This window comes from Embleya sp. L77, assembly GCF_055557415.1.
Genome location: NZ_CM145710.1, coordinates 899,911 through 925,635, shown reverse-complemented (window position 1 = coordinate 925,635; position 25,725 = coordinate 899,911). Strand labels below are relative to the sequence as shown.

General features: G+C 72.0%; 25 protein-coding genes and 1 pseudogene. 10 read left to right on the top strand and 16 right to left on the bottom strand.

Annotated elements, in window-relative coordinates; all coding sequences use genetic code 11:
- Window positions 1-26: 26 nt before the first annotated feature.
- The 3 genes from glpK to ACZOOI_RS34085 all read right to left on the bottom strand — a co-directional run bounded on the left by glpK (window position 27) and on the right by ACZOOI_RS34085 (window position 4,125).
- Entirely contained in the window at window positions 27-1,541 is a 1,515-nt protein-coding gene (glpK, locus tag ACZOOI_RS34095; RefSeq protein WP_465283422.1) for a glycerol kinase GlpK, read from the bottom strand.
- A 65-nt stretch (window positions 1,542-1,606) separates the two neighbouring features.
- The gene (locus ACZOOI_RS34090; protein WP_465283421.1) at window positions 1,607-2,464 is read right to left on the bottom strand and encodes an MIP/aquaporin family protein; all 858 of its coding nucleotides are present in this window, start codon (window positions 2,462-2,464) and stop codon (window positions 1,607-1,609) included.
- A complete protein-coding gene (locus ACZOOI_RS34085) occupies window positions 2,461-4,125 on the bottom strand; it encodes a glycerol-3-phosphate dehydrogenase/oxidase (protein ID WP_465284097.1) in 1,665 nt (554 codons plus the stop codon). Before ACZOOI_RS34085 ends, ACZOOI_RS34090 begins: the two co-directional genes overlap by 4 nt.
- Window positions 4,126-4,341: 216 nt before the next feature.
- Here ACZOOI_RS34085 and ACZOOI_RS34080 point away from each other — a divergent pair, with 216 nt between their 5' ends.
- Window positions 4,342-4,803: a hypothetical protein gene (locus ACZOOI_RS34080; protein WP_465283420.1), complete on the top strand. Its 462-nt coding sequence runs from the start codon at window positions 4,342-4,344 to the stop codon at window positions 4,801-4,803.
- Between the two features lie 231 nt (window positions 4,804-5,034).
- Here the strand turns inward: ACZOOI_RS34080 and ACZOOI_RS34075 are convergent, their stop codons facing one another.
- From ACZOOI_RS34075 to ACZOOI_RS34065, 3 genes are all read right to left on the bottom strand, one after another.
- A complete protein-coding gene (locus tag ACZOOI_RS34075) occupies window positions 5,035-5,661 on the bottom strand; it encodes a hypothetical protein (RefSeq protein WP_465283419.1) in 627 nt (208 codons plus the stop codon).
- Window positions 5,662-5,798: 137 nt separating this feature from the next.
- Window positions 5,799-6,242, bottom strand: a complete 444-nt coding sequence (locus ACZOOI_RS34070) for an NUDIX hydrolase (RefSeq protein WP_465283418.1) — start codon at window positions 6,240-6,242, stop codon at window positions 5,799-5,801.
- A gap of 13 nt (window positions 6,243-6,255) precedes the next feature.
- Window positions 6,256-6,897: an FMN-dependent NADH-azoreductase gene (locus ACZOOI_RS34065; RefSeq protein WP_465283417.1), complete on the bottom strand. Its 642-nt coding sequence runs from the start codon at window positions 6,895-6,897 to the stop codon at window positions 6,256-6,258.
- 415 nt (window positions 6,898-7,312) lie between these two features.
- Between ACZOOI_RS34065 and ACZOOI_RS34060 the strand changes: the two genes are divergently transcribed.
- A complete protein-coding gene (locus ACZOOI_RS34060) occupies window positions 7,313-8,470 on the top strand; it encodes an alpha/beta hydrolase (protein WP_465283416.1) in 1,158 nt (385 codons plus the stop codon).
- Between the two features lie 214 nt (window positions 8,471-8,684).
- Complete coding sequence (locus ACZOOI_RS34055; RefSeq protein ID WP_465283415.1) at window positions 8,685-9,182, top strand: Asp23/Gls24 family envelope stress response protein; 498 nt, start codon at window positions 8,685-8,687, stop codon at window positions 9,180-9,182.
- A 208-nt stretch (window positions 9,183-9,390) separates the two neighbouring features.
- Here ACZOOI_RS34055 and ACZOOI_RS34050 read toward each other — a convergent pair whose 3' ends face one another.
- Together ACZOOI_RS34050 and ACZOOI_RS34045 are read right to left on the bottom strand one after the other, a co-directional pair.
- On the bottom strand, window positions 9,391-10,536 hold the full coding sequence (locus ACZOOI_RS34050) for a glycosyltransferase family 4 protein (protein WP_465283414.1): 1,146 nt from the start codon (window positions 10,534-10,536) through the stop codon (window positions 9,391-9,393).
- 443 nt (window positions 10,537-10,979) lie between these two features.
- Window positions 10,980-11,195, bottom strand: coding sequence for a hypothetical protein (locus tag ACZOOI_RS34045; protein ID WP_465283413.1), 216 nt, complete (start codon window positions 11,193-11,195; stop codon window positions 10,980-10,982).
- A gap of 91 nt (window positions 11,196-11,286) precedes the next feature.
- Between ACZOOI_RS34045 and ACZOOI_RS34040 the strand changes: the two are divergent.
- A pseudogene (locus ACZOOI_RS34040) lies at window positions 11,287-11,715 on the top strand (FAD-dependent oxidoreductase); the annotation flags it as partial.
- 124 nt (window positions 11,716-11,839) lie between these two features.
- On the opposite strand, the gene ACZOOI_RS34035 reads toward ACZOOI_RS34040, so the two are convergent.
- The 3 genes from ACZOOI_RS34035 to ACZOOI_RS34025 form a co-directional block, all read right to left on the bottom strand.
- Window positions 11,840-12,616 (bottom strand): tRNA-dependent cyclodipeptide synthase, encoded by a 777-nt coding sequence (locus tag ACZOOI_RS34035; protein ID WP_465283412.1) that lies wholly within the window; start codon window positions 12,614-12,616, stop codon window positions 11,840-11,842.
- A gap of 261 nt (window positions 12,617-12,877) precedes the next feature.
- Complete coding sequence (locus ACZOOI_RS34030; protein WP_465283411.1) at window positions 12,878-13,660, bottom strand: SAM-dependent methyltransferase; 783 nt, start codon at window positions 13,658-13,660, stop codon at window positions 12,878-12,880.
- A 192-nt stretch (window positions 13,661-13,852) separates the two neighbouring features.
- Window positions 13,853-15,295: an alpha/beta fold hydrolase gene (locus tag ACZOOI_RS34025; protein WP_465283410.1), complete on the bottom strand. Its 1,443-nt coding sequence runs from the start codon at window positions 15,293-15,295 to the stop codon at window positions 13,853-13,855.
- 415 nt (window positions 15,296-15,710) lie between these two features.
- On the opposite strand from ACZOOI_RS34025, the gene ACZOOI_RS34020 reads away from it, so the two are divergent.
- Window positions 15,711-15,977, top strand: a complete 267-nt coding sequence (locus ACZOOI_RS34020) for a hypothetical protein (RefSeq protein WP_465283409.1) — start codon at window positions 15,711-15,713, stop codon at window positions 15,975-15,977.
- 170 nt (window positions 15,978-16,147) lie between these two features.
- Here the strand turns inward: ACZOOI_RS34020 and ACZOOI_RS34015 are convergent, their stop codons facing one another.
- Both ACZOOI_RS34015 and ACZOOI_RS34010 read right to left on the bottom strand, forming a co-directional pair.
- Window positions 16,148-17,128, bottom strand: a complete 981-nt coding sequence (locus tag ACZOOI_RS34015; protein ID WP_465283408.1) for a universal stress protein — start codon at window positions 17,126-17,128, stop codon at window positions 16,148-16,150.
- 340 nt (window positions 17,129-17,468) lie between these two features.
- A complete protein-coding gene (locus ACZOOI_RS34010; protein ID WP_465283407.1) occupies window positions 17,469-17,981 on the bottom strand; it encodes an Lrp/AsnC family transcriptional regulator in 513 nt (170 codons plus the stop codon).
- 103 nt (window positions 17,982-18,084) lie between these two features.
- Between ACZOOI_RS34010 and ACZOOI_RS34005 the strand changes: the two genes are divergently transcribed.
- On the top strand, window positions 18,085-19,083 hold the full coding sequence (locus ACZOOI_RS34005) for an EamA family transporter (RefSeq protein WP_465283406.1): 999 nt from the start codon (window positions 18,085-18,087) through the stop codon (window positions 19,081-19,083).
- A gap of 141 nt (window positions 19,084-19,224) precedes the next feature.
- A complete protein-coding gene (locus tag ACZOOI_RS34000; RefSeq protein ID WP_465283405.1) occupies window positions 19,225-20,040 on the top strand; it encodes a class I SAM-dependent methyltransferase in 816 nt (271 codons plus the stop codon).
- A gap of 96 nt (window positions 20,041-20,136) precedes the next feature.
- Here the strand turns inward: ACZOOI_RS34000 and ACZOOI_RS33995 are convergent, their stop codons facing one another.
- On the bottom strand, window positions 20,137-20,514 hold the full coding sequence (locus ACZOOI_RS33995; protein ID WP_465283404.1) for a hypothetical protein: 378 nt from the start codon (window positions 20,512-20,514) through the stop codon (window positions 20,137-20,139).
- 423 nt (window positions 20,515-20,937) lie between these two features.
- On the opposite strand from ACZOOI_RS33995, the gene ACZOOI_RS33990 reads away from it, so the two are divergent.
- Window positions 20,938-21,303 carry a cupin domain-containing protein gene (locus tag ACZOOI_RS33990; RefSeq protein WP_465283403.1) on the top strand — a complete coding sequence of 122 codons (366 nt, stop codon included), beginning with the start codon at window positions 20,938-20,940 and terminating at the stop codon, window positions 21,301-21,303.
- A gap of 88 nt (window positions 21,304-21,391) precedes the next feature.
- Here ACZOOI_RS33990 and ACZOOI_RS33985 read toward each other — a convergent pair whose 3' ends face one another.
- Window positions 21,392-22,000 (bottom strand): TetR/AcrR family transcriptional regulator, encoded by a 609-nt coding sequence (locus tag ACZOOI_RS33985; RefSeq protein WP_465283402.1) that lies wholly within the window; start codon window positions 21,998-22,000, stop codon window positions 21,392-21,394.
- Between the two features lie 76 nt (window positions 22,001-22,076).
- On the opposite strand from ACZOOI_RS33985, the gene ACZOOI_RS33980 reads away from it, so the two are divergent.
- Both ACZOOI_RS33980 and ACZOOI_RS33975 read left to right on the top strand, forming a co-directional pair.
- Complete coding sequence (locus ACZOOI_RS33980) at window positions 22,077-22,934, top strand: class I SAM-dependent methyltransferase (RefSeq protein ID WP_465283401.1); 858 nt, start codon at window positions 22,077-22,079, stop codon at window positions 22,932-22,934.
- Window positions 22,935-23,339: 405 nt separating this feature from the next.
- Entirely contained in the window at window positions 23,340-23,867 is a 528-nt protein-coding gene (locus ACZOOI_RS33975) for a DUF1990 family protein (RefSeq protein ID WP_465283400.1), read from the top strand.
- 244 nt (window positions 23,868-24,111) lie between these two features.
- Here ACZOOI_RS33975 and ACZOOI_RS33970 read toward each other — a convergent pair whose 3' ends face one another.
- Window positions 24,112-25,617, bottom strand: coding sequence for a S1 family peptidase (locus ACZOOI_RS33970; RefSeq protein WP_465283399.1), 1,506 nt, complete (start codon window positions 25,615-25,617; stop codon window positions 24,112-24,114).
- Between the last annotated feature and the right edge of the window lie 108 nt (window positions 25,618-25,725).

Genomic DNA, 25,725 nt, shown 5'->3' with positions numbered 1-25,725 from the left:
CGCGCTCCGTCCCCGGCACGGCCGGTTCACCCGTTCGGCACCCAGTCCAACGTGCGCTGCACCGCCCGCTTCCAGTCGGCGTACCCGCTCTCGCGGCGCTCGCCGTCCCACTCCGGTTCCCAGCGGGCGTCCTGATTCCAGTTCGCACGCAACTCGTCCGTGTCCCGCCAGAAACCGACCGCGAGACCGGCGGCGTACGCCGCACCCAGCGCGGTGGTCTCGGGGACCGTCGGCCGGATCACCGGCACACCCAGCACGTCGGCCTGGATCTGCATGCACAGGCTGTTGTCGGTGACCCCGCCGTCCACCTTCAACACGCTCAGCGCCACCCCGGAGTCCTTGGCCATCGCGTCCACCACGTCCCGGCTCTGGTAGCAGATCGCCTCCAGCGTGGCCCGGGCGATGTGGCCCACGTCGTGGTAGCGGGCCAGGCCGACGATCGCGCCGCGTGCGTCGCTGCGCCAGTACGGCGCGAACAGGCCGGAGAAGGCCGGCACGAAGTACACCCCGGCGGTGTCCTCGACCTGCCGGGCCAGGGTCTCGCTGTCCTCGGCCTTCTTGATGATGTGCAACTGGTCGCGCAGCCACTGCACCGCCGACCCGGTCACCGCGATCGACCCCTCCAGCGCGTACACCGGGTCCTGACCCGCGAAGTGGTAGGCGACCGTGGTGAGCAGGCCGTGTTCGGAGCGCACGATGCGATTGCCGGTGTTGAGGAGCATGAAGTTGCCGGTGCCGTAGGTGTTCTTCGCCTCGCCCTCGGCGAAGCACACCTGGCCCACCGTGGCCGCGTGCTGGTCGCCCAGCGTGCCGGTCAGCGGAATCCCCACCAGCGGACTCGCGTCGGGTGACCTGCCGTAGCCGTCCGGGTAGCTCGACGGGCGGATCGTGGGCAACATGCCGCGCGGGATGTCGAAGAACGACAACAACTCGTCGTCCCAGTCCAGCGTGCGCAGGTCCATCAACATCGTGCGCGAGGCGTTGGTGACGTCGGTGACGTGCACCCCGCCGCGGGACCCGCCGGTCAGGTTCCACAGCAGCCAGGTGTCGATGGTGCCGAAGATCGCGTCGCCGCGCTCGGCGTCCCGGCGCACCCCGTCGACGTTCTCCAGGATCCACTGCACCTTGCCCGCCGCGAAGTACGTCGACGGCGGCAGACCGGCCTTGGCCCGGATCACCTCGCCGCGACCGTCCTCGTCCAACGCGCGGGCGATCCGGTCGGTGCGGGTGTCCTGCCAGACGATCGCGTTGTAGTACGGCCTGCCGGTGTGCCGATTCCACACCACCGTGGTCTCGCGCTGATTGGTGATGCCCAGCGCGGCGAAGTCGGCGGGCGTGAGGTTGTGATGGTTGAGCCCACTGGAGATCACCGAACGGGTGCGCTCCCAGATCTCCACCGGGCTGTGCTCCACCCACCCCGCCCGCGGCATGATCTGCCGATGTTCCAACTGCTCGCGCCCGACCACGGTGCCGCCGTGATCGAAGACCATGAACCGGGTGCTGCTGGTGCCCTGGTCGATTGCCGCGACGAAATCCGCCATCTCGAATCCTCCACTGTGGCGACGCCCGGACCTGTCCGCGCGGCGTCGGATGTGCCGTACGGCCGTCAGTCGGCTTCCACCACTCTGCCCGCCGGTTGCTCCGATGTGGGCAGGAACGGCGCGATCAGCCAGCGGTAGAGCGCCGCGCCGACCAGACCGCCGATCAACGGCCCGACGATCGGTACCCAGAAGTACAGGTTGCCGTACTGATCGCGCCACGCACCGCCGTATCCGGTCAGGAAACTGGCCAGCCGCGGGCCGAAGTCGCGGGCCGGGTTGATCGCGTAGCCGGCGTCGGTTCCGAACGCCATCCCGATCGCGACCACCAACAGGCCCGTGAGCAGCGCGCCGAGATTGGCCTTGGGCGCCGTGTTGAGCACGTCCGTCAACGCCATGATCACCAGCAGCAGGATCGCGGTGCCGATGATCTGGTCGCGCAGCGCACCCCACTCGCTGATCGGCAACGTGCCGTTGCCCGGCAGCGTGGAGAAGACCGTCTGGGTCTTGATCGTGTGCCCGGGATCGGCCTGGGCCAGCACCTCGGTGTAGTTCCAGCGCACCAACAGGGCCGCGACGAACGCTCCCGCGGTCTGGGCCAGCGCGTACGGCGCCACCTTGCGCCACGGGAAGCCGCGGAAGGCCGCGAGCGCCACCGTCACCGCCGGATTCAGATGCGCGCCCGAGGTGCGTGCGGCGATGTACACCCCGAACGTCACCCCCAGGCCCCAGGCCCACGTGATGCTGTCGTGATCGCCCAGGTCACCCGCGGCGACCTGGGCCACCACGCCGGCGCCGAACAGGATGAGCACCATCGTGCCGACGAATTCGGCGACCAACTCGCCGCCGAGTTCCCACCGCTCGCTCGGCGGCCGGCCCGGGGCCGCCCGCCGGGCCCCGGTCTCCGGCGCCGCGCCCGCGCTCACGGCGCCGGGACGATGTCGGGGGCGCCCAGCCGCGCCGCATCGGCGGTGAGGTCGTCCGGTTGTTGCTGGGCGTCGCGTTCGGCCTCGACCCGTTTCCCGTAGTGCGTGATCTCGTTGCGGATCTGCTGCTCGTCCCAACCCAGCGGCCCGGCCATCAGCCGCGCCGCGATCTCGGCGGCCTCCACCCCGCGATCCCACGACTCGATCGAGGCCCGGGTGCGCCGGGTCAACACGTCGTCCAGGTGGTGTGCGCCCTCGTGGGTGACCGCATACACCACCTCGGCCCGCAGATAGTCGTCCGCGCCGGGCAATGGTGTGGCCAACTCCGGCTCACCTTCGATGAGTTCGAGCACCTCGCCGATCATCGAGCCGTACCGGGCGAGCAGGTGCTCGATCCGCACCACGTGCAACCCGGACGCCCGGGCCAGGCTGTGTCGGCGGTTGCGCAGCGCCTGGTATCCGTCGGCGCCCAGCAGCGGCACGTCGTGGGTCACCGACGGGCCAGGGTGCGGGCCGTCCAGCGTGCGCACCGCCTCGTCCACGGCGTCCTTGGCCATCACACGATACGTGGTGTACTTGCCGCCGGCGATCACCACCAGGCCCGGGACGGGATGGCCGACCAGGTGCTCCCGGGACAGCTTGCTGGTTTCGGCCGCGTCGCCCGCCAGCAGCGGTCGCAGCCCCGCGTACACGCCCTCCACGTCGTCCCGGGACAGCGGCGTGGCCAGCACCCGGTTGACGTGCTCCAGCAGGTAGTCGATGTCGCGCGAACTCGCCGCGGGGTGCTGCTTGTCCAGGTCCCAGGGGGTGTCGGTGGTCCCGATCAGCCAGTGCCGGCCCCATGGGATCACGAACAGCACGCTGGCCTCGGTGCGCAGGATCAACCCGGACCGCGAGTTCACCCGATCCCGGGGCACGAGCACGTGCACGCCCTTGGAGGCGCGTACGTGGAACTGGCCCCGGGTGTCGGCCATCGCCTGGGTGTCGTCGGTCCACACGCCGGTCGCGTTGATCACCTGCTTGGCGTGTACCTCGAACACCCGGCCCGACTCGACGTCGACGACCGTCGCGCCGGTGACCCGCTCGCCCTGCCGGAGGAAGCCGGTGACCCGGGTCCGGTTGGCCACGTGCGCGCCGTACGCGGCGGCCGTGCGGGTGATCGTCATGGTGTGCCGGGCGTCGTCCACCTGCGCGTCCCAGTACTGCACCGCGCCGATCAACGCGTCCGACTTGAGCGCGGGCACCTCGCGCAGCGCGCTGCGCCGGGTCAGATGCCGGTGATGCGGCAGGCCCCGGGAGTTGCCGGAGGTCACGCCCATCGTGTCGTACAGCAGCACGCCGGCGCCGACGTACAGCCGCTCCCATCCGCGATGGGTCAGCGGATACAGGAACTTCACCGGGCGCACCAGGTGCGGGGCCAGCCGTTGCACCAGCAGGCCGCGTTCGCGCAGCGCCTCCTGGACCAGCCGGAAGTCCAGCATCTCCAGGTAGCGCAGCCCGCCGTGGATGAGCTTGCTGGAGCGACTGGAGGTGCCGCTGGCCCAGTCCCGGCCCTCGACCAGGCCCACGCTCAGGCCCCTGGTGACGGCGTCCAGTGCGCACCCGGCGCCGACGACACCCCCGCCGATGACCAGGATGTCCAGTTCGTGGCCGGATCCCATGGCGGTCAGGGCATCTTCGCGGGCCTTCGGCGACAGGGCGACGGGCTTCACGTCGGACTCCTCGGCAGGGAAACGCTGGCCCCTACATTCGATGGCCTGCGCCCGTCGCCCGCACGTCGAGCGGCGGGCGACTGTGGGCCGGGCGGAGTAACGCGGGAGGTCGTGGGTTCGCCCGATCGGGGTGACCGAGCGGCCGATCGCCGATCCCGTTCGGTGATGCCTGCGACGGATCGACGGGCGGGAGTCGGGGCAGTGGTGGACGCGGTCGGGGCGGAGGATCCGCAGTGGATCGGTTCGTTCGCGGTGCTGGGCCGGCTGGGGGCGGGCGGGATGGGGCAGGTGTTCCTGGCCCGATCCCCCGGCGGGCGGTTGGTGGCGGTCAAGACGGTGCACGCGGAGTTGGCCGCGGATCCGCCGGGGCGAGGCCGACGCGGGTCTGTTCGACTATCCCGCCGCCGTGTACGCCGCGCAGAACTCGGCCGGCGGCCTCCAGGTCGTGGACAACAGATCGACGCCGAGCCGTACGGAATCGCCTTCCGCAAGACCGACACGCAACTGTGCGACGCAATCCGGCAGGCACTGGAGCGCCTGCTGGCCGGCGGTGACTATCAGCGCATCGTGGCCCGATGGCAACTCTCGGCCGGCGCCGTCTCGAAGGTGACGGTGAACGGCGGCTGATCCGCCCGGGGCCGGGGTGGGCGGCCCCGATCCGTCGGGAACCGATGGCGGCCCGTGCGTCCATGAGGTGACGGGTGATCGACCCGGCAGGCACCACAGGGCCGCGGCGGAACGCGGGGCGGGGGGCCATGGCAGCGGGGCCGGTGGACGCAGCGGGAGCACGGGCGGTGGTGCGCCGCACGGGGGGCTCTGCCGTTTTCCCGCTGCCCCGGCTGAGCCCGGTGCCGCAGGTCAGCCGCGCCCGACCGCCGACCTGCTGCGTGGGACGGTGGCCTGCGTGATGCGTGTGGTGAGGGTGTGCCAGGGGCGGCAGACGACCACGGGCAGCCCGTGCTGCTCGGCCTGCTCGGCGAGCCACCGGGAGTAGCGCACACCGACCTCGGCGCGCTGCGTCTGGCTGCCGAGTTCCGGCTCGCGGTCGGCGTAGTTGGCGACAACCCGGGCGACGTCGTCCTCGTGCAGGAACACCGCCCGTACGCTGCGCCCGGCGGCGGCACCCGCGCGGATCGCCCGGGCGGCGGCGGCCGGGGTGATGTAGTCGCCCTCCACGACGGCCGGTACGGGGACGGTCAGCCGATTGTCGACCACGCCGACGACGGCGGGCTCCAGCGCGATGGCGGTGGCGATCTGGAATTGCAACTCCCGATCGGGGCTCGGCCGCGCGGAGTCGGGAAACCGATCGAAGTGGTGGAGGTCGGGGTGGGTCCCCGCGTCGGTGATGGCCTGGACCGCGCCGACCACGTCGTCGAACTCCACCACGAACGCCCCTGACTCCCGCGCCAGTTCGGCCGCCGCCCGACTCTTGCCCAGACCCGAGGCGCCGCCGAGGAGCAGGATGTCCCACTGTGTATCGATCATCGATCGACGGTATCGCAGCCCCTCGGATCGATGCCGCGCCCACCCGCCGCGACCGAGGCACCGGTGCGTCGCGGGCGGGTGCGTGCCGTCGTGACACCCGTCGAAGCGCCGCGATGGTCGCGCGGTCGGCGGACCGGTCAGGCCGCGAGTGCGCCGGTGCGGCGCAGCAGGGGCAGGACGTGATCGGTGACCGCCGGAGCGAGCCGGAGGTCGTCGTCCCGGCCGGAGGTCCAGCGCAGTTCGGCCAGTTCGGCCGCCGGGACCGGCTCGCGGTCCAGGCGCGTCGCGAAGACCGTCAGCCGCATCGGCAGACCCTCCAGGACGGCGACGGAATCGACGGCGGCCAGGAATCGGGGGTCCACGAGCCGCGCACCCAGTTCCTCGTCGAGTTCGCGCCGCAGCGTCTCCAGCGGGCTCTCGCCCGGGTCGGGTTTGCCGCCGGGCAGATAGAACAGGTCCGGTGCCGCCTTCTTGCTCACCACCATGAGGCGCCGCGCGTGCACGATTGCCGCCGCGACCACGACCAGCGGACCGTTCGCCTCGACATTCGGTATGGAATCCGTCGGATTCTGCTGCGTCATGTATCGAATTCTGTCATCGGGTGCGGGTGGCCAGTGCTTCGAGTGTCTCGTATGCCTGGTTCAGCGACTTCTCGGCCAGCGGCTTGAGGGCGGACATCGCCGGGACGACTGCGGCCAGGGTCAGTTCGGCGTGCACGAACTCCAGGTCGTCCGCGAGGCCGATCGAGCTCAGGACGGCACGCAGGTACGGTTCCTGGTGATCCCAGCCCGCGCGCGGCGTGCCGGGAGCGTAGGACCCGCCCCTGCTGGTGACCACCACGACGGACGTGCCCGCCAGCGGACCGGGGTCGCCGTCGGGCGTGACCATGGTGGCCGGGGTCACGACGCGGTCCAGCCAGGCCTTGACCGTCGACGGGATCGAGTAGTTGTACATCGGCACGCCCAGCACGACGGTGTCCGCCGCGCGCAGTTCGGCGTTCAGGGCCTCGGTCAGGGCTCGTTCCTGCGGCGGCTCGCCGTGCCCGCGGCCGGGATCGAGCAGCGCTTCGCGGACCTCGTGGGTGATGTGCGGAACGGGCTCGGCGGCCAGGTCGCGGTGGGTGTAGCCACCGTCGGGGTGGGTCTCGCGCCAGCGCGTGGCGAAGTGGGCGGACAGTTCGCGGGACACCGAGCCGCTGTGGCGGATGCTGGCGTCCAGGTGCAGCAGGGAGGGCATGCACGACCTCGAATCGTTCGGGTGCCGGAAGGGTGCCGGGAGGGACAGGCGGGTCGATGGGGCCGGGGCGGTGACGGTCGGGCTCGGTCTCGGCGCCGCATGTCCACGACCGTAGACATTGACGCGGGCGTGAGGGCAACGCCGTGCTCGGGCGCGAGGCAGGGGGTTCGCCGCCCGCCGCTTGTTGCCGTACCGCGGTCGGCGGAGATCGGGTCGGGTGCTACCGCGCAGGTCTACCCGCGATGTCCACCGCGTGCGGGACGACAGTCCGCGCCGGCTCGGCCAGGGTTGCGCCAGGTCGGGCCCGCGTGCGGGCACATCGATACGGCGAAAGGCGTCGGGGGTATCCGTGGATGGCACAGGCAGAACGAACGGAACACACGCACCGGGACGAAGCCGCCGAGGCGCACGCCGCGTGGTGACCGTGTTCGCGGTCGCGGCGGCGCTGATGGTGGCCGTGCTGGGCCTACCGACCCGGGCCCTGGCCTTCCCACCGCCGCCGGCTCCGCCGTTGCCCGCGGCGAACTCGCACGGCATCACGCTCACCCAGTGGACGAACTCGAACCTGCTCAGCGACCGCAGGATGTTCGACGCCACGATGACCACCTCGGCGATCATGCAGCCGCGCGGCGGCACGCCCTCGATCGACCCGGTCGCCGTGCCGGTCAAGGTGCGGATCTGGCTGCCCGACGACTACGTGACCGACCCGGCCAAGGCGTATCCGGTGCTCTACCTGCTGCACGGCGGATTCGGGGACTTCGAGCAGTGGTCCAAGTCCGACGCGGGCGACATCCTGAACACGATCGACCGGCGCACGTTCAAGGGCATCGTGGTCATGCCCGAGGGCGGCAAGGCCGGTTGGTACACGGACTGGGCGGGACACACCCAGGGCAACTTCGCGCCGCTGTGGGAGACCTTCCACATGCGGCAGTTGGTGCCCTGGATCGACGCGAACTTCAATACCGTCGACAACCGCTCGGGACGCGCGATCGCGGGTGTGTCGATGGGCGGACTGGGCGCGCTGCGCTACGCCGCCGACCTGCGGGACCAGTTCTCGGCCGTCGGGGCGTTCTCGGGCGGCACCACGCTGGCCGACGACCGCGCCTTGAACCGGGTGGCCGACTCGATGCTCGGATACGGGGCGGCGACCTCCTGGAACGGTCTGGCCGATCCGAACTACCGGGTCTTCGGCAGTCCGTTGGAGCGCGCCGAAGCGGTCTACGGGCCGCACGCGAACTGGGCGGCGATCACCCCGGTGGGCATGGCCGCGGCGGGCAAGTACGCGGGATACGCGGGCAAGTTCGCGATGTACTCCGGCGGCGCCAACGGCCAGGGCGTGCCCAGCGGCCAGGGCGAGTCCGACATCAAGACGTGGAACGACCAACTGCGCACGGTCATCGGCACCTCGTTCACGCCCCGCTATTGCACGGGCCCCGGCGAACACAGCTGGGACTACTGGCGCAACGACCTGCGCGACTTCGTCCAGTACGTGTACGGCGGCACGCCGCCCGCCCACTGCACCGAGAACGGCCGCACGGGCAACACGGGCAACGTCCCGTGGGTCGCCCGGTAGACGAGCCGGCACGGCACCGGGCCCGACCGACGCGTCCACCCGCGCCGGTCGGGCCCGCCGTGCGTGTGGGCAAGTCGGCGGTACTGCAATGGAGTTGGGCGAAACCGGGATGATCCCCGTCGGCAGGGTTGAGCATGGCTGTGTCGGGCAGACGGCCGGGCACAGTGCCTGTGAACGGTGGGTGCGGGCCGAAGCCGAGGAAGGGTCGCGTGTGATGGTTGATCCGAGGGACGTGACGGACACGGTGGCGGTGTCGCCGTATGCCGGCGATGGGGCGCAACTCGTGCCGGGTGGGCCGGATCGTTCGCCGCAACCGGTGTCGCAGGCCGCGGGAACGCGTGGTCGTACCGCGATCGCCGACGGCGTGGTCGCGAAGATCACCGGGGTGGCCGCCCGGGAGATCGAGGGTGTGTACGCGCTGGGCGGTTCGGTGACGCGAGCGTTGGATGCGGTGCGGCAGCGGGTTCCGGGCGGTCGGCCGAACGTGGCACACGGCGTGAGTGTCGAGGTCGGGGAGCGGCAGTGCGCCATCGATCTGAACCTGGTGGTGGAGTACGGCGTGCCGATTGCCGAACTGGGCGAGGCGGTGCGCGGGCACGTCATCGACACCGTCGAGCGGATGACCGGTCTTGAAGTGGTCGAGGTGAACGTGGCCGTGGACGACATCCACCTGCCCGACCGCGACTCGCACGTGTCGGCTCGGGTCGAATAGGCCGGCCGCGCACGGCAGCGGCCGGTACGTTCTCGCAACGGGCCGGTGGGCGGGCGCGGTTCGGGGCGGGGAGGCGCTTCCGGGCCGGGTCGGCCGTGGTGCTTGGCCGGCGTGGGATCCCGCCTGGCCGTCGGGCGTCGGGCGTGGGCGCGCCGGGCGGGGTGGCGGCTCGGTGAGGACGTATCGTCGTGCCGGTCCGCCCGTTCGTTCAGCTGTCGTGGCTGTCGTGGCTGTCGTGGCTGTCGTGGCCGTCGTGGGCGCCTGGGCGACTCGGGCCGCTTGGGCCGCCCGGGTGGTGGAGTGCGTCGCGGTAGGCCGTGCAGACCGCGTCGGTCACCGTGTTCGCGTTCGCGAGGCCGGTCAGGTGCCGGCGGCCGGTTCGGCCCAGGCGTCGGCGTTCGCTCGGGTGGGTCAGGAGGTTGTCGAGGGCTCGGGTCAGGGCGGTCACGTCGGCGGGTTCGACCAGGACGCCCGCATGGCCGTGGCCCAATTGGTGCGGGATGGCGCCGACGGTGGTGGCGATCACCGGTACGCCCGCGGCCATCGCCTCCAGGACGACCAGCGGGGCACCCTCGGTCAGGGACGGCACGCACAGGATGTCCAATGCGGCCACCGCCGCCGGGCCGTCCGTCCGCATTCCCCGGAAGCGCACCCGGTCACCGAGCCCCAAGTGCCGTGCCAGCGAGTGCAGTTCTTCGCGCAGTCGGCCGTCGCCCACGACGGTGAAGGCCACCCCGGGATGCCGATCCACGAGCCGGGCGGCGGCGCGCAGGAAGAACTCCACCCCCTTCTCCGGCTCCAACCGACCGACCACCCCGACCGTCACGGGCGCATCGCGCCGGTACGCGGGCGCCGCCGGCGTGCCGCCGAACACTGCGGTGCCCACCACCCGGACCCGCGCCGCGGGGACCCCGTCGACCCGGCGCAGCCGGTCGGCGATCTGCTCCGAGACGGCCAGGACCAGTGCGCACCGGCGGTACAGCGGGCGGCTGTAGGCGCGGGCCAGGGGACCGCGCCAGGAGGCCATGCTGTGCTCGGTCACCACCACCGGGACACGGACGAGGCGGCCGGCGAGGGCCGCGGCCATCGTGGCGGCATGCACGTGTGCGTGGACCACGTCGAATCGGCCCACCCGGGCCAGTCGCGCGATCCGCAGCGCCAGCATCGGGCTGACCAGGCGGGCCACCCGGCGTCTGCCCAGCACCACGACCGACACGCCCGCGGCGGCGAGTTCGGCGCCGGCCGGTCCGTCCTCGGTGCACGCCAGCACCACCGTGTGCCCACAGGCCGCCAACGCGCCCGCCAATCCCGCGACTTGCCGCTGCGCGCCGCCGATGCGCAGGTCGTCCACCACGAGCAAAACCCGTAGCGACCCGCGCCCCTCCGCGCCCCCCTGCCCGCGCGGCGTCCCCCTGACCCCGATCGTCGCCCCCCTGGTGCACGGCCGCCGCAGTGTCGCGCCCCCGTCATACGAGGATGTCCCTTCTCGGTCGCCGGGGGAGGCGAGAGTCGATTTCGGTGCGGACGCCCGACGGGTCGAGCGCATTGTCTGCGGCGGCCGGAATCTATTGTCGACGCCCGCGGAAAACAAGACCCGAGCCACGGCGCGGACCGGTGTGTCGGCGGCCGGACGGGAGGAGCGGCCCGGGGCCGGGCTCCGCTCCCGAGCCGCCGGCGGGGCAGGGCCCGTCTTGCGCCGGGCCGTTGGTCTCATGCCATCGGAACGGGCGGATCGGGAGGAATGGTTCAACTTCGAGCCGAACTCGGGCGGTTCGGCGCAGTGCCCGAGTCCGGCGGTTACGCGGTGGGCGGGTGGATCGCGGTGATGCCGGCGAGGATGAGAGCGATCCCGTCGAGGAACTGCTCCCGATCGTCGTGGTCGCGAATCCGGTGCGCGACGACCCGCGTGAACGGGTAGTCGTCGGAGTCGAGGGCTTCCCACGCCTTCGACACGGCGTCGAGGAACTCGCCGCGGTCCGCGTCGGGCCCGCGAGCGTGGACGCTCGTCGTCATGTGCGCGGACACCCGGGCGGCGCGGGCGTCCGGCCCGCGAGCGTGGACGCTCGCGCTGTTCGCGGCATTCCGGCCGGCGGCGCCGAGGATGTTCGGCACCGTCGATTTCACCGATGCCGCCGCGGCCATCGCGCGGATAGCGCGGGAGTTCGACGGCTGGGCGCCGGAACTCACCGCGTTGATCACCGACAGTGACACCACGCCGGTCCTGCGTGTTCTCAACAGTCTGCCGATCGCACATCGCTGGGATCGGGTGCCGGGGGTGACCCTGCTCGGCGACGCCGGCCACGTCTCGGCCCCGGACGGTGAAGGCGCCAACATGGCCGTGCTCGACGGTGCCGAACCGGGCAAGGCCATCGCCGCACACCCCGACGACGTCGAGGCCGCGCTCACCGCATACGAGCAGGCCATGTTCCCGCGCAGCGCCACCTCCGTCGCCGAGGGCGCCCGGCTCCACGAACTCCTCTTCGGCGACGACATGCCGCACGGCCTGATAGCCGTGTTCACCGGAAACGGGTAACACCGGCCTCGGGCTCGGCGGGACCGCGCCCGGGTGGCATCGGGAAGCGCGCTACGGGCCTGTGACGGGTGGTGCGGCGGTGTAAGCGCGGTTGCGGTGCGGAAGTGCGGTGCCGGCCCCGGAGTCAGGGGCGGAGCAGCGGGTTCGGGGGCGAGCCGGTGGAGTCGCCCGCCGGCGGGGCGGCTCGGCCCTCGGGCCACGGCCGGGAGAGCGACGCGGGCGTGGCGTCCTGGTCGGGCGGCCGTACCACGGCGTATCCCTGGCCGGGGGCAGGACGAAGCCGGGCGGACTCGCCGTTGATGAACGGCGTCAGGAGATCCATCTCGCGGTGGTAGACGAACAGGGACGACGCGGTCCCGAATATCGCCGGCCCGTCCAGGACCAGCGGCAACTCGGCGAGGGCGTAGCCCACGGCGTGGTCTATCTGCTCCTCGGTCGGCTCCTGCCCGGCGACCCGCCGGACCGCTCCGCGCGCGGTGCGGCGACAGGCGTCGCGCACCGCCTGGTCGGTGTGGTAGGCGTCGCGCACGCGCTTCAGCGAGTGCTGGTACGCGGGGCGTTCGGACAACTGCGTCCAGGTGTGCAGATGGTGTTCCGGGTCGGCCACACCCGCGTTGCGCAGGCCGCGTCGCGCGGGGCTGCGCAACCGGCCGACGGCGTACCTGGCGCGGCGGACCGCCTCCGAGGGCTGGACGCCGGCCGCGGTCAGCGTATGCGCGGCCTCGTCCCCGGGGACGAAGACGTCGACCCTGACGAAGTTCGCGCAGGCCCACTGCACCAGGGCCTCGACCCTGCGGGGCTTGTAGTAGCTGTTCCAGGGGCTGAGCCCGATCAGTACGTGCTCCGCCCGCTCGAGGACGCTTCGGCTACCGAGCGTGCACGGCCACACCATGAATCCCATGCGATCGACTCCTTAGCGTTCCCTCCATGATTCCATCGCCGGAACACACCACCGAACCGACCCATTCCGGGCCCACCGCCGGCACGCGGCGCGCCCGGGTGTGGTCGGCCGCGGTCGTCTTGCCGATGCGCTCGGGCCGCACCCCGACCGGGCTCGGTCCGGCTCGGTGGGGCGCGGTCGGGCTCGGTCGGGCTCGGGCACCGCTTGGACGCCGCCGAATCGGTCGTGTCGATCGCTCGGTCGCGGGCGGCGGCACGCGGGTCAGCGGATGCGGCCGATGCCGGCGAACATGTTGGTGTGCTCGACGCCGACCGGTGGCTCGTCGGCGGTGGGGCGCCAGTGCTGCATCGGGACCACGCCCGGTTCGATGAGGTCGCACCGCTCGGCGAACAGGGCCTCCAACTCGCTGCGGGAGCGCAGGTACATCGGTACGCCCCGGCGCGTGTACACCTCGGCCAGCGCGGTGGAGCCGACCGCCAGGTCCGCCGTCGCCGCGGTTATCGCCAGGTAGCTGCCCGGCGCGAGCGGCGCCGTCAACTTCTCGATCAGCCCGGCGGCGTCCTCGACGAACTGCAACATCGCGATCACCGTCACCCCCACCGGTTGGTCGAGGTCCAGGGTCTCGCGCAGCTCGGGGGTCGAGAACAACCGGTCGGGATCGCGCATGTCGGCCTCGACGTAGGCGGTTCGGCCCTCCGGGGAGCTGGAGAGCAGGGCGCGCGCGTGCACGAGCACGATGGGGTCGTTGTCCACGTACACCACGTGCGACTCGGGCGCGGCGTCCTGCACGACCTCGTGCAGATTCGGCGACGTGGGGATGCCGGTACCGATGTCGAGGAACTGGCGGATGCCGCCCTCGGTGACCAGCCAGTGCGCCATCCGCCGCATCACCGCCCGGTTGACCCGCATGCTCGTCCACAGCTCGGGCCACACCTTCAGGGCTTCCTCGGCCGCTTCGCGGTCGGCGAGGTAGTTGTCCTTGCCGCCCAGGACGTAGTCGTACATCCGAGCCGAATGCGGAACCGTCGTGTCCACCTGAACCATCGTCGGCCACTCCTGCCTTCCAACTGGTGACGCGCTGGGATCAGTTCGCGTCCTGGCGTGCATCCATGGAACGTATAAGCGGGTCCGGGATCGGACAACCGGGCCGATGCTTTCGTCCCCATTGCATGCGACATTCGATCGCGGGCGGGCACCCCGAGGCCGGCGCGGGGCGCCGTCGCCGCCGCCCGGGGCTCAACCGGAGGGACCGGCGGGTGTGACGGGTATGGCGGGTGGTGGGGGTATCAGCGCGTCGACGGCGGAGGCGACTGCTGCGGGAGCGGAAATCATGGGCAGATGCCGGGACTTGGGGATCATGGTCGGCGCCGGCGCGCCGATGCGGGTGGCGGTGTCGACGGGGGTGTCGTCGTCGAAGACATCGTCGTCGGCGCCGAAGACCACCGACTTGGGCACCTGCACGTCGTGCAGGCGGGCCAACCGCTCGGCGGAGATGCCCAGTACGCCCTCACCGAGCATGCTCCACAGCGCGCCCTCGGCACCCGCCACCCGGAAGGGGCGCCGCCATTCGTCGACACCGGCCTTGTCGAGCCTGGGACACCCGGGGCCGCATTGTGCGCCGTAGACCTTGCGGATCAGCCAGTCCGTGCCGAGTCCGATCCGCAGCAGGCTGGTGCGGAACGGATCGATGAGCACGTATTCGAGCGCGGCCGGGGGGCCGGCGCCGGTGTCGAGCGCGTCGCCGTCCAGGAGCATCACGCCGCCGATCCGCTCGGGCGCGCGCAGCGTGGCCTCGGCGACCATCGCCGCGCCGCTGGAGTGCCCCACCAGCACCGGCCGTTCGTCCGGACCGCCCAGATGCATGGCGTCGAGGAAGCCCAGGAGTTGGCGGGTCAGGTGGTCGACCGTGTACGGGCCGCGCCGTTCGCTGTACCCGTAGCCGGTGAGGTCGAGCGCATAGACCCGATGGTTGCGCGCCAGCAGCGGAGCCAGCCGCGACCACGTGTCGACCGATTCGAAGGCACCGTGCACCAGGACGACCGGCGACCCGGACGTGCCCCACGTCCGGTAGCGCGTGCGTATGTCGGCCGCCTGTACGTAGGTCAGCCCCGAGGGTGGTGCGGCGCGGTCGTCGGTGAACGTGTTGTACGTGAAGGACGCGATCGTCACGGCGACCAGCGTCATGGCACAGGTCAGCGCGATTCGGCGGGTCCAGCGCCGCAGCCGCGACCGTGGCGGCTTGTCCGGGACGGGAGTTGCGGATTCCTCGGCCGCTGCGCCGGATCCGCCTCCTCGGCCCGCTCCGGTCGGGGCGGCGGCCTGATCGTCCTCCCGGCCGTCCTCGTCCTCCCGGCCCTCGCCCCCGTTGCCGCCTTCGTCGGGGACCGCCACGGCGGTGTCGGCGGCCTCGGGATCCGCGTCGGCCACTGCGGATCGGCCACCGGCGGCATGTGTGTCTGCCTCGTGCTCGTGTGTCCCGTGCTCGTCTGCCGCGTGCGCATCGGCCTCGCGCCTGTGGTCGTTCGCCTCGTGGTCGATCGCCTTGTGCTCGTTCGCCTCGTGCTTGTTTGCTTCCCGCTCGTTCGCTTCGTGCTCGTCTGCCTCATGGTCGTCCGCACCCCGTTCCTGGTCGTGATTCGGGTCGTTGCCCGTCTTGTCGTCGGTTGTCGCGTGGTCCAAAGCGTGCGCCCCGTTGGTGGATGGAAGCGCCTTCCCTCTCGGATCGGGCGCCCCGCGTGGTTGTTCCTAGCCCGGACAACTCTCGCCCGCGGGCCATGGTCCCCGCGTCCGACCCGAGGAGGCTTTCCGCGGCCTCCGTGGGAGGCATGCCGGCCGCGCACGCGTGCTTCCCGGGAAGTACGCGAAGGACGTGACGTGGGCGGATGAGGCGAACGGGGTGAACGAGGCGAACCAGGCGAGCGCGGCGCGGATTTCGGTCGACCCGGGGCACGTTCACGAGGCTTGTCCGGACCCGGGGATCGCCCTACGGTGGCGGGCGGACCGGTGTGGGGTCGGTCCGTGTCGGCCGCCCGAACGCGCGGGCGGCGCCGCTTTGTTCGTGTCCGTGACCGAAAGAAGCAGGTGACCCATGCGCATGTCCCGTCGCATCGCCGCGACAACCGGCACCCTCGCGCTCACCCTGGGCGGTCTCGCCGCAGCCGCGCCGACCGCCCACGCCACCCCGTCCGCCTGCGTGGCCTACCTCGCGGTGGAGGGCTACAACTCGATGATCACCGGCACCGCATGCCAGTACGGCAGCAACGGTCCGTCCGGCGTGTCGGCCTGCCGAAGCCTGCTCACGGGGGTCGAGGGCGTACCGGTCACGATCGCCCAACGGGCCTGCGCGTACGCGGCGGCCTGAGGGAGCCCGTCACCGCCACCGCAACCGCCCGTCATCACCCGACCGCCGCCCGGAGCCCGCCGGCCGCTGCCCGGAGCGCGGGCCACGGCCCCGCGTCACGCCATTGCGGGCGCCTGTGGGGCGTCACCGGCGCACCGTACGCGCCTCGATGTGCGCAGCCATCGGCACCGTCACCCCGTGCCCTCCTGCCGAGGAACGATCACCAGCGGCCCCGGCGCGTGGTGGATCAGACCATGGGTGACCGAGCCGAGGAGCATGCCGCGGAAGCCGCCCACTCCTCGGGAGCCGACCACCAGGCACAGGGCGTCCTGAGCGGCGTCGGCGAGTCCGCGGACCCGGTGGCCGAGGACGGTGACGCGCTCCACCGGTACCTCCGGGTACTTCTCACCCCACCCGGCGAGCGTCTCGCTCAGGCGGATCAGCGACTCCTCCACCTCGGACTCGCTGCCGAACGCGGCGACCATGTCCGGCGTCGGCGGGCGTACCTGGACGGCCCGCAGGGCCGCGCCGCGCAGCGCGGCGGTCTGGAAGGCGTAGCCGACGGCCGGCTCGGAGCCGACCGAGCCGTCGACGCCGACCACCACCGTCGGCGGCACGCCCGCGGCGGGCTCGGGTCCGCGCACCACCGCCACCGGACACGGCGCATGCGCGCTGACCGGGACGGCGATGCTGCCCGTGGTGAACAGTTCCGCCAGCGCGGACAACCGGCGCGAGCCGAGTACGAGCATGGCCGCGTCGGGCGCCTCGCCGCGCAACACGTCCACCGGGCTGCCCTCGACCGTCGCCAGGCTCACCTCCAGCCCCGCTCTGCCGGTGGTCGCCACGACCCGCGCCCTCTCCAACAGCGCCTCGTCGGCCACCCGGCGCCGGTCGGCCCAACTGGGCCGCGGGACGGTCGCCCCGGCCCCGGCCTCGTGATACGTGTCGACCGCGGTCCAGTCGAATGCGTGCGCGGTGTGCAATCGGCCGTCGTGCCGGGCCGCCCGCTGCGGGGCCTCCGCTCCCGCCGGCGCGGCCGGCCATTCCGACGCGTGCACGAGCCGCAGCGGCAGCCCGTGTCGTACGGCCTCGTCCGCGGCCCAGCCGACGGCGAGCAGGCCCGCCGCCGAATTCTCCACTCCGGCCACCACGGGCCGTCGTCCGGTTGTCATGACAGCTCCCGATCAGCCTGGGGAACCCGCCTCGATTGCGGTACTGCCTTCCACTGTCTCTCCGCGAGCGCCTCCGTGCCGCGCCCGGAAGGCTCCGGGGCGTCTCCGGGGAGCCTTCCGGGCGCGACGACGGGGGCGGTGACGGGCACCGTGCGCACCGGATCCGTGTCGTACCCCGGGCGCCTCCGGCACTCCCGGTACTCCCGGTACTCCCGGCATTCCGGTACCTCGGGTATCTCAGACACCTCGGGCACCGCAGGCTCCTTGAAGAGCCCATGCACCTCAGGCATCCGGAGCACCCCAGGCACTCAGACACCCCAGGCACCTCGGACCCCGCGGGTCACGCCTCCGAGCGCTCGTCGGCTTCCGGCGGCGAAGCGTCGATCTCGGCGGAGTCGGCCGACAGCAGCGGTCGTTCGAACACCGTGCGCAGCACGATCGTGGTTCCGGTACCCCGGATCACCGGGACCGCCCGGATGCGGTCGAGCGTTTCGGCCAGGTCGGCCGTCGAGGCGACCCGGACCTTGATCCAGAAGCAGTCCTCGCCGGCGACCTCGTGCGCCTCCAGGACGGCCGGCTCGCGCCGGATCGCCGCCTCCACCTGGTCGCGTGCAGCCTTGCCGGCGTCGAAGCGCAACGCGATGAACGCGGCGGTGCCCGCCTCGACCGCCTCGGGCGCGAAGGCCGCGTGGTAGCCGGTGATCACCTCGTCGCGCTCCAGCCGCTGGAGGCGATCGCGGACCGCCGGCTCGGACAGGTCCACCGACTTGGCGAGCGCGCGTACGGTCCGCCGGCCGTCGTTGCTCAGTGCGCGAAGCAGTGCCCGGTCGATGTCGTCCAGCGGCCGTGTCATCGAATCCCCTTGTTTCCGCGAATGAGATGGACCTACTCTAAAAAAGGCTAGCAGCCAGTTCCACCTAACTTACTGAGGTATGGGGATCACCTTGACTCCTCTAATGAGGGATCGACTGTTGCCGTGGGTCGCGCTCGTGACCGTCTGGATCCTGTGGGGTTCGACGTATCTGGGCATCCGGTACGCGATCGAGACGATTCCGCCGCTGCTCGCGGCCGGCGCCAGGTTCCTGACCGCCGGCCTGCTGATGTTCGCAGTCGTCGGCCCCCGGCACGCGCGCGGCGCGCAGCGACCGACCTGGCCGCACCTGCGCTCGGCGGCGATCATCGGCGGCCTGCTCCTGGTCGGTGGCAACGGTTTGGTGAGCCTGGGCGAACAACACCTCGACTCGGGTTTCGCCGCGCTGATCGTGGCCACGGTGCCGGTGTGGATGGTGCTGATCAACGCGCTGGTGACCAGGACGCGCGTGTCGGGCCCGGTCCTGCTGGCCTTGCTCCTGGGCACCGTCGGGATCGGCGTCCTGGTCGGCGGTCCGGGCGGTGACGTGCATGCGGGCGGCACGGTGATGGTGCTGATCGCGTGCGTGTTGTGGGCGGCCGGGTCGGTGTACGCGCGGACCGCGCCGCTGCCCAGGCACCCGCTCGTGGTCGCCTCGCTGGAGATGATCACCGCGGGCGTGGCCCTGCTCGTCCTGGCCGCGCTGCGCGGCGAGTTCGGCCGGCTGCACGTGGCCGACATCTCGACCGCCTCGTGGCTGGGCCTGACCTGGCTCGTCTTCGCGGGTTCGATCGTCGCGTTCAGCGCGTACCTGTACGTCAACAGTGTGCTGCCCAACGACACGGTGGCGACCTACGCGTACGTCAACCCGGTCATCGCGGTGCTGCTCGGCGCCGCGATCGCGGGCGAGTCGGTGGGTCTGAACGTCTACCTCGGCGGCGCGATCATCGTCGCGTCGGTGGCCCTGATCGTCGCCACCCGCTCGCGCGGCTCCCGCCCGGCCGCGCCGACCTCCAAGCCCGCCGGCTCCGACGGGAGCGGCACAACGGCGGCCGGGATCCCGAAGCCGGCCGAGGAGACCGACAGGGTCGAGCAGGCGCGATGACCCGGGGCGCGGCGCGTGCGGGCCGCGGCGCGGCGCTGCGTGGCCCGCACTCAGGCCCGAGCCTGGGCGGGCGGCGCGCGGCGGGGAGCGGCCGGCCGTATATCGATTGATGGCTGTCGGGCGGACGGTTAGCGTGCCGTCATGACGGAGATCTCCGCATCGGCGGACTGGCGCGCGGTCAACCGGGCCAACTGGGACGAGCGGGTCCCGATCCACACGGCAAGCGAGTTCTACGACATCGACGGCTTCGTCGCCGGCAAGGAATCGCTGCGCGACTTCGAAGTCGCCGAGGTGGGCGACGTCGCCGGCCGGACTCTGCTCCATCTGCAATGCCACTTCGGCCAGGACACCCTGGCGTGGGCCCGCCGCGGCGCCACCGTCACCGGCCTGGACTTCTCCGCGCCGGCCGTGGCCGCCGCAAGCGACCTCGCCTCGCGGATCGGGGTCGATACGGCCCGATTCGTCACCTCGGACCTGTACGACGCCGTCGACACCCTCGAAGGCCGGACCTTCGACATCGTCTACACCGGACTGGGCGCGCTGTGCTGGCTCCCGGACGTCGACCGCTGGGCCCGCACGGTGGCAGCGCTGATCGCACCGGGCGGCTTCCTCTACCTGGCCGAGTTCCATCCGTTCGCCGACGTCCTGGCCGAGGACGGCCGCACCGTCGAGTCGGACTACTTCCGCCGCGATGCGCAGATGTGGGACGAGCCGGGCACCTATGCCGACATGGCCGCGCCGACCTCCGCGAACGTCACGTTCGAGTGGCAACACGGCATCGGCGACGTGGTCAGCGCCCTGACCGCAGCCGGCCTGCGCCTGGAGTTCCTGCACGAACACGACTTCTCGCTTTTCGCCCGCTTCCCGGTCCTGGACCGGAACGAGGGCATCTATCGCTTTCCGGCAGGCCACCCGCGCGTTCCGCTGATCTACTCCCTGCGTGCGACGAAGGCGTAGCGGCCGAGGCGCAGCGGCTGCGGTCGGTACAGCCGGCTGCGGACCGGGCTGCGGCGGCGCCGGAGGTCTTTGCGGATGCCGTCGGGCCGGGGGCGCTCAGTGGGTCGTGCCGCGGAGGGCTGCCGGGACGTGGTAGCGGGGGACGAGGTAGCCGCCACGCTCGTCGTCGTGGCCGACGGCGCCGATCGCGACCAGGCGGCGGGCGACGTCGAGTACGGCGTCCACGTCGGTCGGTGACTCCTCCTCGCCCGGCAGCAGCAGCGGTTGGGCGTTCAGGCACATCAACACCACGGCGGCCATCGCGCGTTCGGTCCTGGCCGGGATCAGCCCGTGGCCCAGCGCCCACAGCGCCTTGGCGGCATCGACATCCAGCGGCGTGCCTTCGAGGTCGAATCTGTGCGTCGCCGGGAACACCCGGTCGCCCACCACCTCGATCCGCTCGCGGAACACCACGCCCCGCGTGAACGACGGCACCTCGGCCTCCACCATGGGCCCCGGAACCGCCACACGCCCGCCACGCACCCGACTCTTGCGACTCATTCCCTATCAACTGCCGCGGGGCACGCACGGTCACGCCGATCCGGCGCCCGGCACCCGGCACCCGGCGCGCTGCGCCGATGCACTTATTTCTTCGGGTACATGTCGCTGTGCGCGCGTGACGTAGCCGATGTCTGCGAACCCCGACCGACCTCGCTCGATCCGGGCCCGGCGCGATTCGGGCCGATGTGGCTCGGGAAGCCGGCGGCGGACTCGGTCGGGTGGAGTCGGCGGTTCTGCACACACCCGCGGCCGGTGTCACGCTGGAAGGGCCACACCGGATCTCCGCGGTCCGCGCGGCGGCCCGTGGACCCATGCCATGGATCCGAGGTCCGGTCCGGACCGGCCCATGGAGGAGCCATGACCGCAACGACCCGCGACGACACGCCCGTCGCGATCCAGGGCAACGGCGTCGAACTGCGCACACGCGACGTCGGCGGCGGCATGTCCGTCGCATTCGTGCGACTCCCGCAGGGCACCGACATGGGGCCGGGCCTCAAGGGCCTGCCCGACGACATGTGCCAGTGTGCCCACTGGGGTTACCTGCTCAAGGGGCGGCTGCGGATGCGGACCAAGGACGGGGCCGACGTCTACGAGGCCGGCCAGGCGTTCTATTGGGCACCCGGTCACGTGCCGGACGCGCTCGAGGACTGTGAGTACGTGGACTTCTCGCCGACGAAGGAATTCACCGAGGTGATCGACCACGTCAAGTCCTCGATGGGTTGATCCGTCGCCGCTGCTCCGGCCGCCTCGAGGAGGCGAGAACGGGTGGCGCAAGGATCGGCCGGCGGCACTGCGGGATGCGCTCGTGCGATCACCGATTCGGCGTGCGCGGTCGGGTTACGACGCCGGCGACGACTGCGGTGACGACCCTGTGGACGGTTGCCGCCTCCGGTGGGGCGGCCTTGCGGTCGGCGAAGAGCATGTGGCCGGTGCCGATCAGGGTGGGAGCGAGGGTCTCGACGTCGGCGTCGGCCGTGATGCGGCCCAGGGCGCGTTCGGCGGTGAGGTAGGCGGCGATTGCGGCGGCGGCTTCGGTCAGGATGGGGATGCCTGCGGGGGTGGTGCGGCGGAGACGGGCGCGCAGGTCGTCCCGGGAGGTGATCAGGCCGACGATCGCCACGGCGACGGACCCGAACAGGTCCCGCAGGACCTCGGTGAGATTGTCGGCGACGGTGCCGGTGCCGGCGGCGTCGTACAGGACGGCGGCCCGGGCATCGAGCCGGGTGATGCGGTTGCGCACGAGTTCGGCGAGGAAGTCGTCGAAGTCGGCGAAGTGCCGGTGCAGGACGCCTTTGGCGCAGCCCGCCTCGGTGGTCACCGACCGGCTGGTCAGCGCGCTCGGTCCGGCCCGTAGCAGGACACGTTCGGCGGCGTCGAACAGCTGCTCGCGCGCGTCGCGGATGGCTACGCCTGTCGGCACCGTGCATCCCTCCTTCGATCGGTTCTCGCGGCCCGCCCGGTTGACGGGTGGGCGATCGCCCACTCATAGTGGGCACATGCCCACCATACCATCGGGGCGAGCCCCGCTCCCTGCCCCCGAGCCGGCCGAACACCGGGCCGTCGCACGGTCGTTCGGCTCGGATGCCGAACGCTACGACCGGGCCAGACCCCGCTATCCGGACGCCATGGTGCGGCGGATTGCCGCAGCCGCGCCCGGCCCGGACGTGCTCGACGTCGGCTGCGGCACCGGCATCGCCGCCAGACAGTTCCGGGCACGCGGCTGCCGGGTGCTCGGCGTCGAACCCGACCCGCGGATGGCCGAGTTGGCCCGGGGGCTCGGCGGCGAGGTCGAGGAGGCCGCCTTCGAGGAGTGGGACCCGAACGGCCGGGAGTTCGACGCGGTCGTCGCCGGCCAGGCATGGCACTGGATCGACCCGGTCGCGGGCGCGGCCAAGGCAGCCGGGGTGCTGCGCCCGGGAGGCGTGTTGGCGCTGTTCTGGAACGTGTTCGGGTTTCCGCCCGACGTGGCGGATGCCATCGTCGACGTCTGCCGGCGGGTGTTGCCCGACGCGCCGTTCGACATCGAGGCGATGACCAAGGAACCCCTGCACGCCTATCGGGCGATGTCCGCCCGGGCGGCCGACGGCATCCGCGAGGTCGGCGGATTCGGCGAACCGGAGCAGTGGCGATACGACTGGGAGTGGTCCTACTCCCGAGACGTATGGCTGGACCAGATGCCCACCCTGGGCGCCTTCACCCGACTCCCGCCGGCCACGATGGCGCAGGTGTCGGAGGGCATCGGAGCAGCCCTCGACACGCTCGGCGGCAGCTTCACGATGCGATACACGACCATGACCGTCACCGCGACCCGAACCCCCGCCACGAACCCGGACATTGCCCACCCCGGCAACTGACGCATCCGCCACCCGGCAAGTCGGCACGTGTCGGCTTCGGCCCCTGCACACCTTCACCCCGGGTGCCGACGGCCGGTTCACCGCTGCGCGGCGGACCCACTCCGTCCCGGGCGGCGCGGGCTTCGCGAACGCCGGATTCGCGGCGGGCGACGTCACGGCGACCACCGCGCGGACGTCTTCGCGCTGCACCCCGACAACGGCCAAGCCGACACCACCTACACGATGTTGGGCGAGCCCGACGCCGACCTGACCCACGCCTTCCGAGGCTGGACGGGCTGACCCGGACCGAGCCGCCCGGCACCGGTCGTTGCCGGTGGCGCGCGGCCCGCGGCAACGGGTGAACGGACCCGGCCCGTTCGGCGGTGAGGATTCGGGTGGCGTTCGGTGCGGGTGAGTGGGTGGAGAATGGCGCGTATGCCGGGAGCTTTGACCTACCCCGAGGTTGGGGTGACGTTGCGGGATGGAGTGGCGATGCCGGTCGGGTACCACCACGTCGAGCGGCGGGTGCGGGTCGGCGAGGGTGCGGACGTGTTTCGGCGCGTTGCGGACGGGGTTCTGGGCTGGGAGGTGTCGCGCGGGGCGGGGCTCGTGGTACGGACCGATGCGGTGCGCGTTGCGGTGGGGGCGGAGGTGACCTCGACGCTGCGGCTGGGCCCGGTCCGCTTCGCGGCGCCGTGTCGGGTGGTCGGCGTGCTCGACGAACCGGACCGGGTCGGCTTCGCGTACGGCACGCTGCCCGGGCATCCGGAGTCGGGGGAGGAGGCGTTCGTGGTCGAGCGGGACGCCGACGGCGTCGTGTGGTTCACCATCCGAGCCTTCAGCCGACCCGGCACGTGGTGGTCGTACCTGGGCGGCCCCGCCGCCCGCGCGGTCCAGCGCCGCGTGACCACCCGCTACCTCGCCGCGGCTTGCCGGCTCGCGGGCACGACGTGACCCGGCAGCGCACGACGGCCGCCGACGCGAGCACCGTCCGGGGCCGGCCCTGCGCTCCGGCGAACAGCCCGCCTCGCGGATCGGCGGTCCCGGAGCCCGCGCACGGCTCGCCCCCGCCTGTCGTATGCGACGACGGGTACAGGCGTCCGGGACGACGCCTGTACCCGTGCGGCGGTGCGCTGTCGGCCGTTCACCTGCTCGGCCGGTCGAGGCCCCGGCGTTCAGGGGCCGGGCGCGGTGGTGGTCAGGGCTTGCTCACGCCCAGGGTGTAGCTGCCGGAGCCGCTGTAGGCGAGCACGATGTAGCGGTAGCGGCCGGCGGTTCCGTTGTAGGAGATCGTCTCGTCCGGCTCCGGGGTCGTGCCTTCGGCCACGTCGGTCCAGGTGGAGCCGTTCCACTTCTGCAGGGTGAGGTCGAAGTCCGCGCCGGCCGGGCCGGTCAGGCAGCCGGTGTGCGTGCCGGAAGCTGTGGTCTCGTAGTACGAGTTGTTGGGCTGCACGGCCTGCGCGCCCGATGCGAGCGTGCCGGAGTAGGTGTTCTGTGCCCCCGCGCATCCGGTGGGCGGATTGCCGCCGCCGGTGGCCAGGGTCAGACCGTAGGTCTGCAGGATCTCGTTGACCGGCTGGTGGTAGGTCTCGCCGCCGGAGGAGCAGTTCCCGGACCCGCCCGAGGTGACCCCCTGGGCCTGGCTCCCGGAGATGAACGAGCCGCCCGAGTCGCCCGGTTCGGCGCACACGGTGGTGCGGGTGACGCCGGTGACGGTTCCCTGGGGGTAGGTCACGGACGTGTTGTGCTGCTGGATCGTGCCGCAGTGCCAGCCGGTCGTGGAGCCGGAGCGGCAGATGGAGGAGCCTGCCGGGGCCTGGGTGGATCCGGCGACCGGTACCGTGCCCGGGTAGCGGTTGACCAGCGGCTGCGGGGTCCAGTTGGCGTTGGTGGCGACCCACGCGTAGTCGTTGCCGGGGAAGGACGATCCCTGGAACGTGCCCTGCGCCGCGCCGTTTCCGGTGGTCGTGGCACCGACCCGGCCACAGTGGCCGGCCGTGACGAAGCCGCCCTGGGTGCCGCGGGTGATCGGGAACCCGATCGAGCAGCGGGTGTTGCCGTTGATGTTGTAGGCGTCGCCGCCGCGCAGGTCGGCCAGTGCGCGCGGCTGCACGGTGGAGGGCACGATCTCGACACCGGCCGCGTCGACTCCGGCGGCCACGACGAACGCGCGGGTACGGGCCGTGTCGTGGGACTGGAGTACGACCTTGTTGGAGGCGACGTCGACGTACCACAGCGGCGTGTCGACCGGACTCCGACGCAGCGCAGAGCGGTCGAGCGCCTCGCGGATCCGATCGAGGTCGGCGAGCGAGTGCGGGACCACGCGGGCGGTCGCGCCGTTCGCCTCGATGGCCCGGACGTCGCGCCGGTCGGTGGTGGCGATCACGAACTCGGCGGTGTCACCGCTCAGCCAGGCGCCGGCCCAGTGCGCGCCCAGGCGTTGGCGCAGTAACGGCTCCTGGATCCCGGCCCGATACTCGTTGGCCAGGCGGGCCTTGGCCGCGTCGGCGGTGAGGCCGAGATCGCGTTGGAGTGCTTCGACGATGCCCTCGGGGGCGGCGGGGGCGGGATCGACGGGAACGACGAGGGCGTCGTCGGTGGGCGGGGGAGTGGGGTCGGCTCCGGTGGCGGAGGCGGTGCCTCCGAGGGTCAGGACAGTGAGCAGGGCGGCACAGGACGCGGCCGCGACGCGCTTGAGGCGCATGGGGGGACTCCTGTCGGTGGGGACGACAGAAACGTATCTTCGAGCGGTCGGGCGAGGTACCTGTCAACAACCCCCTGTCGTGGTGTTATGGCCCGGCGTCCGGTGGCT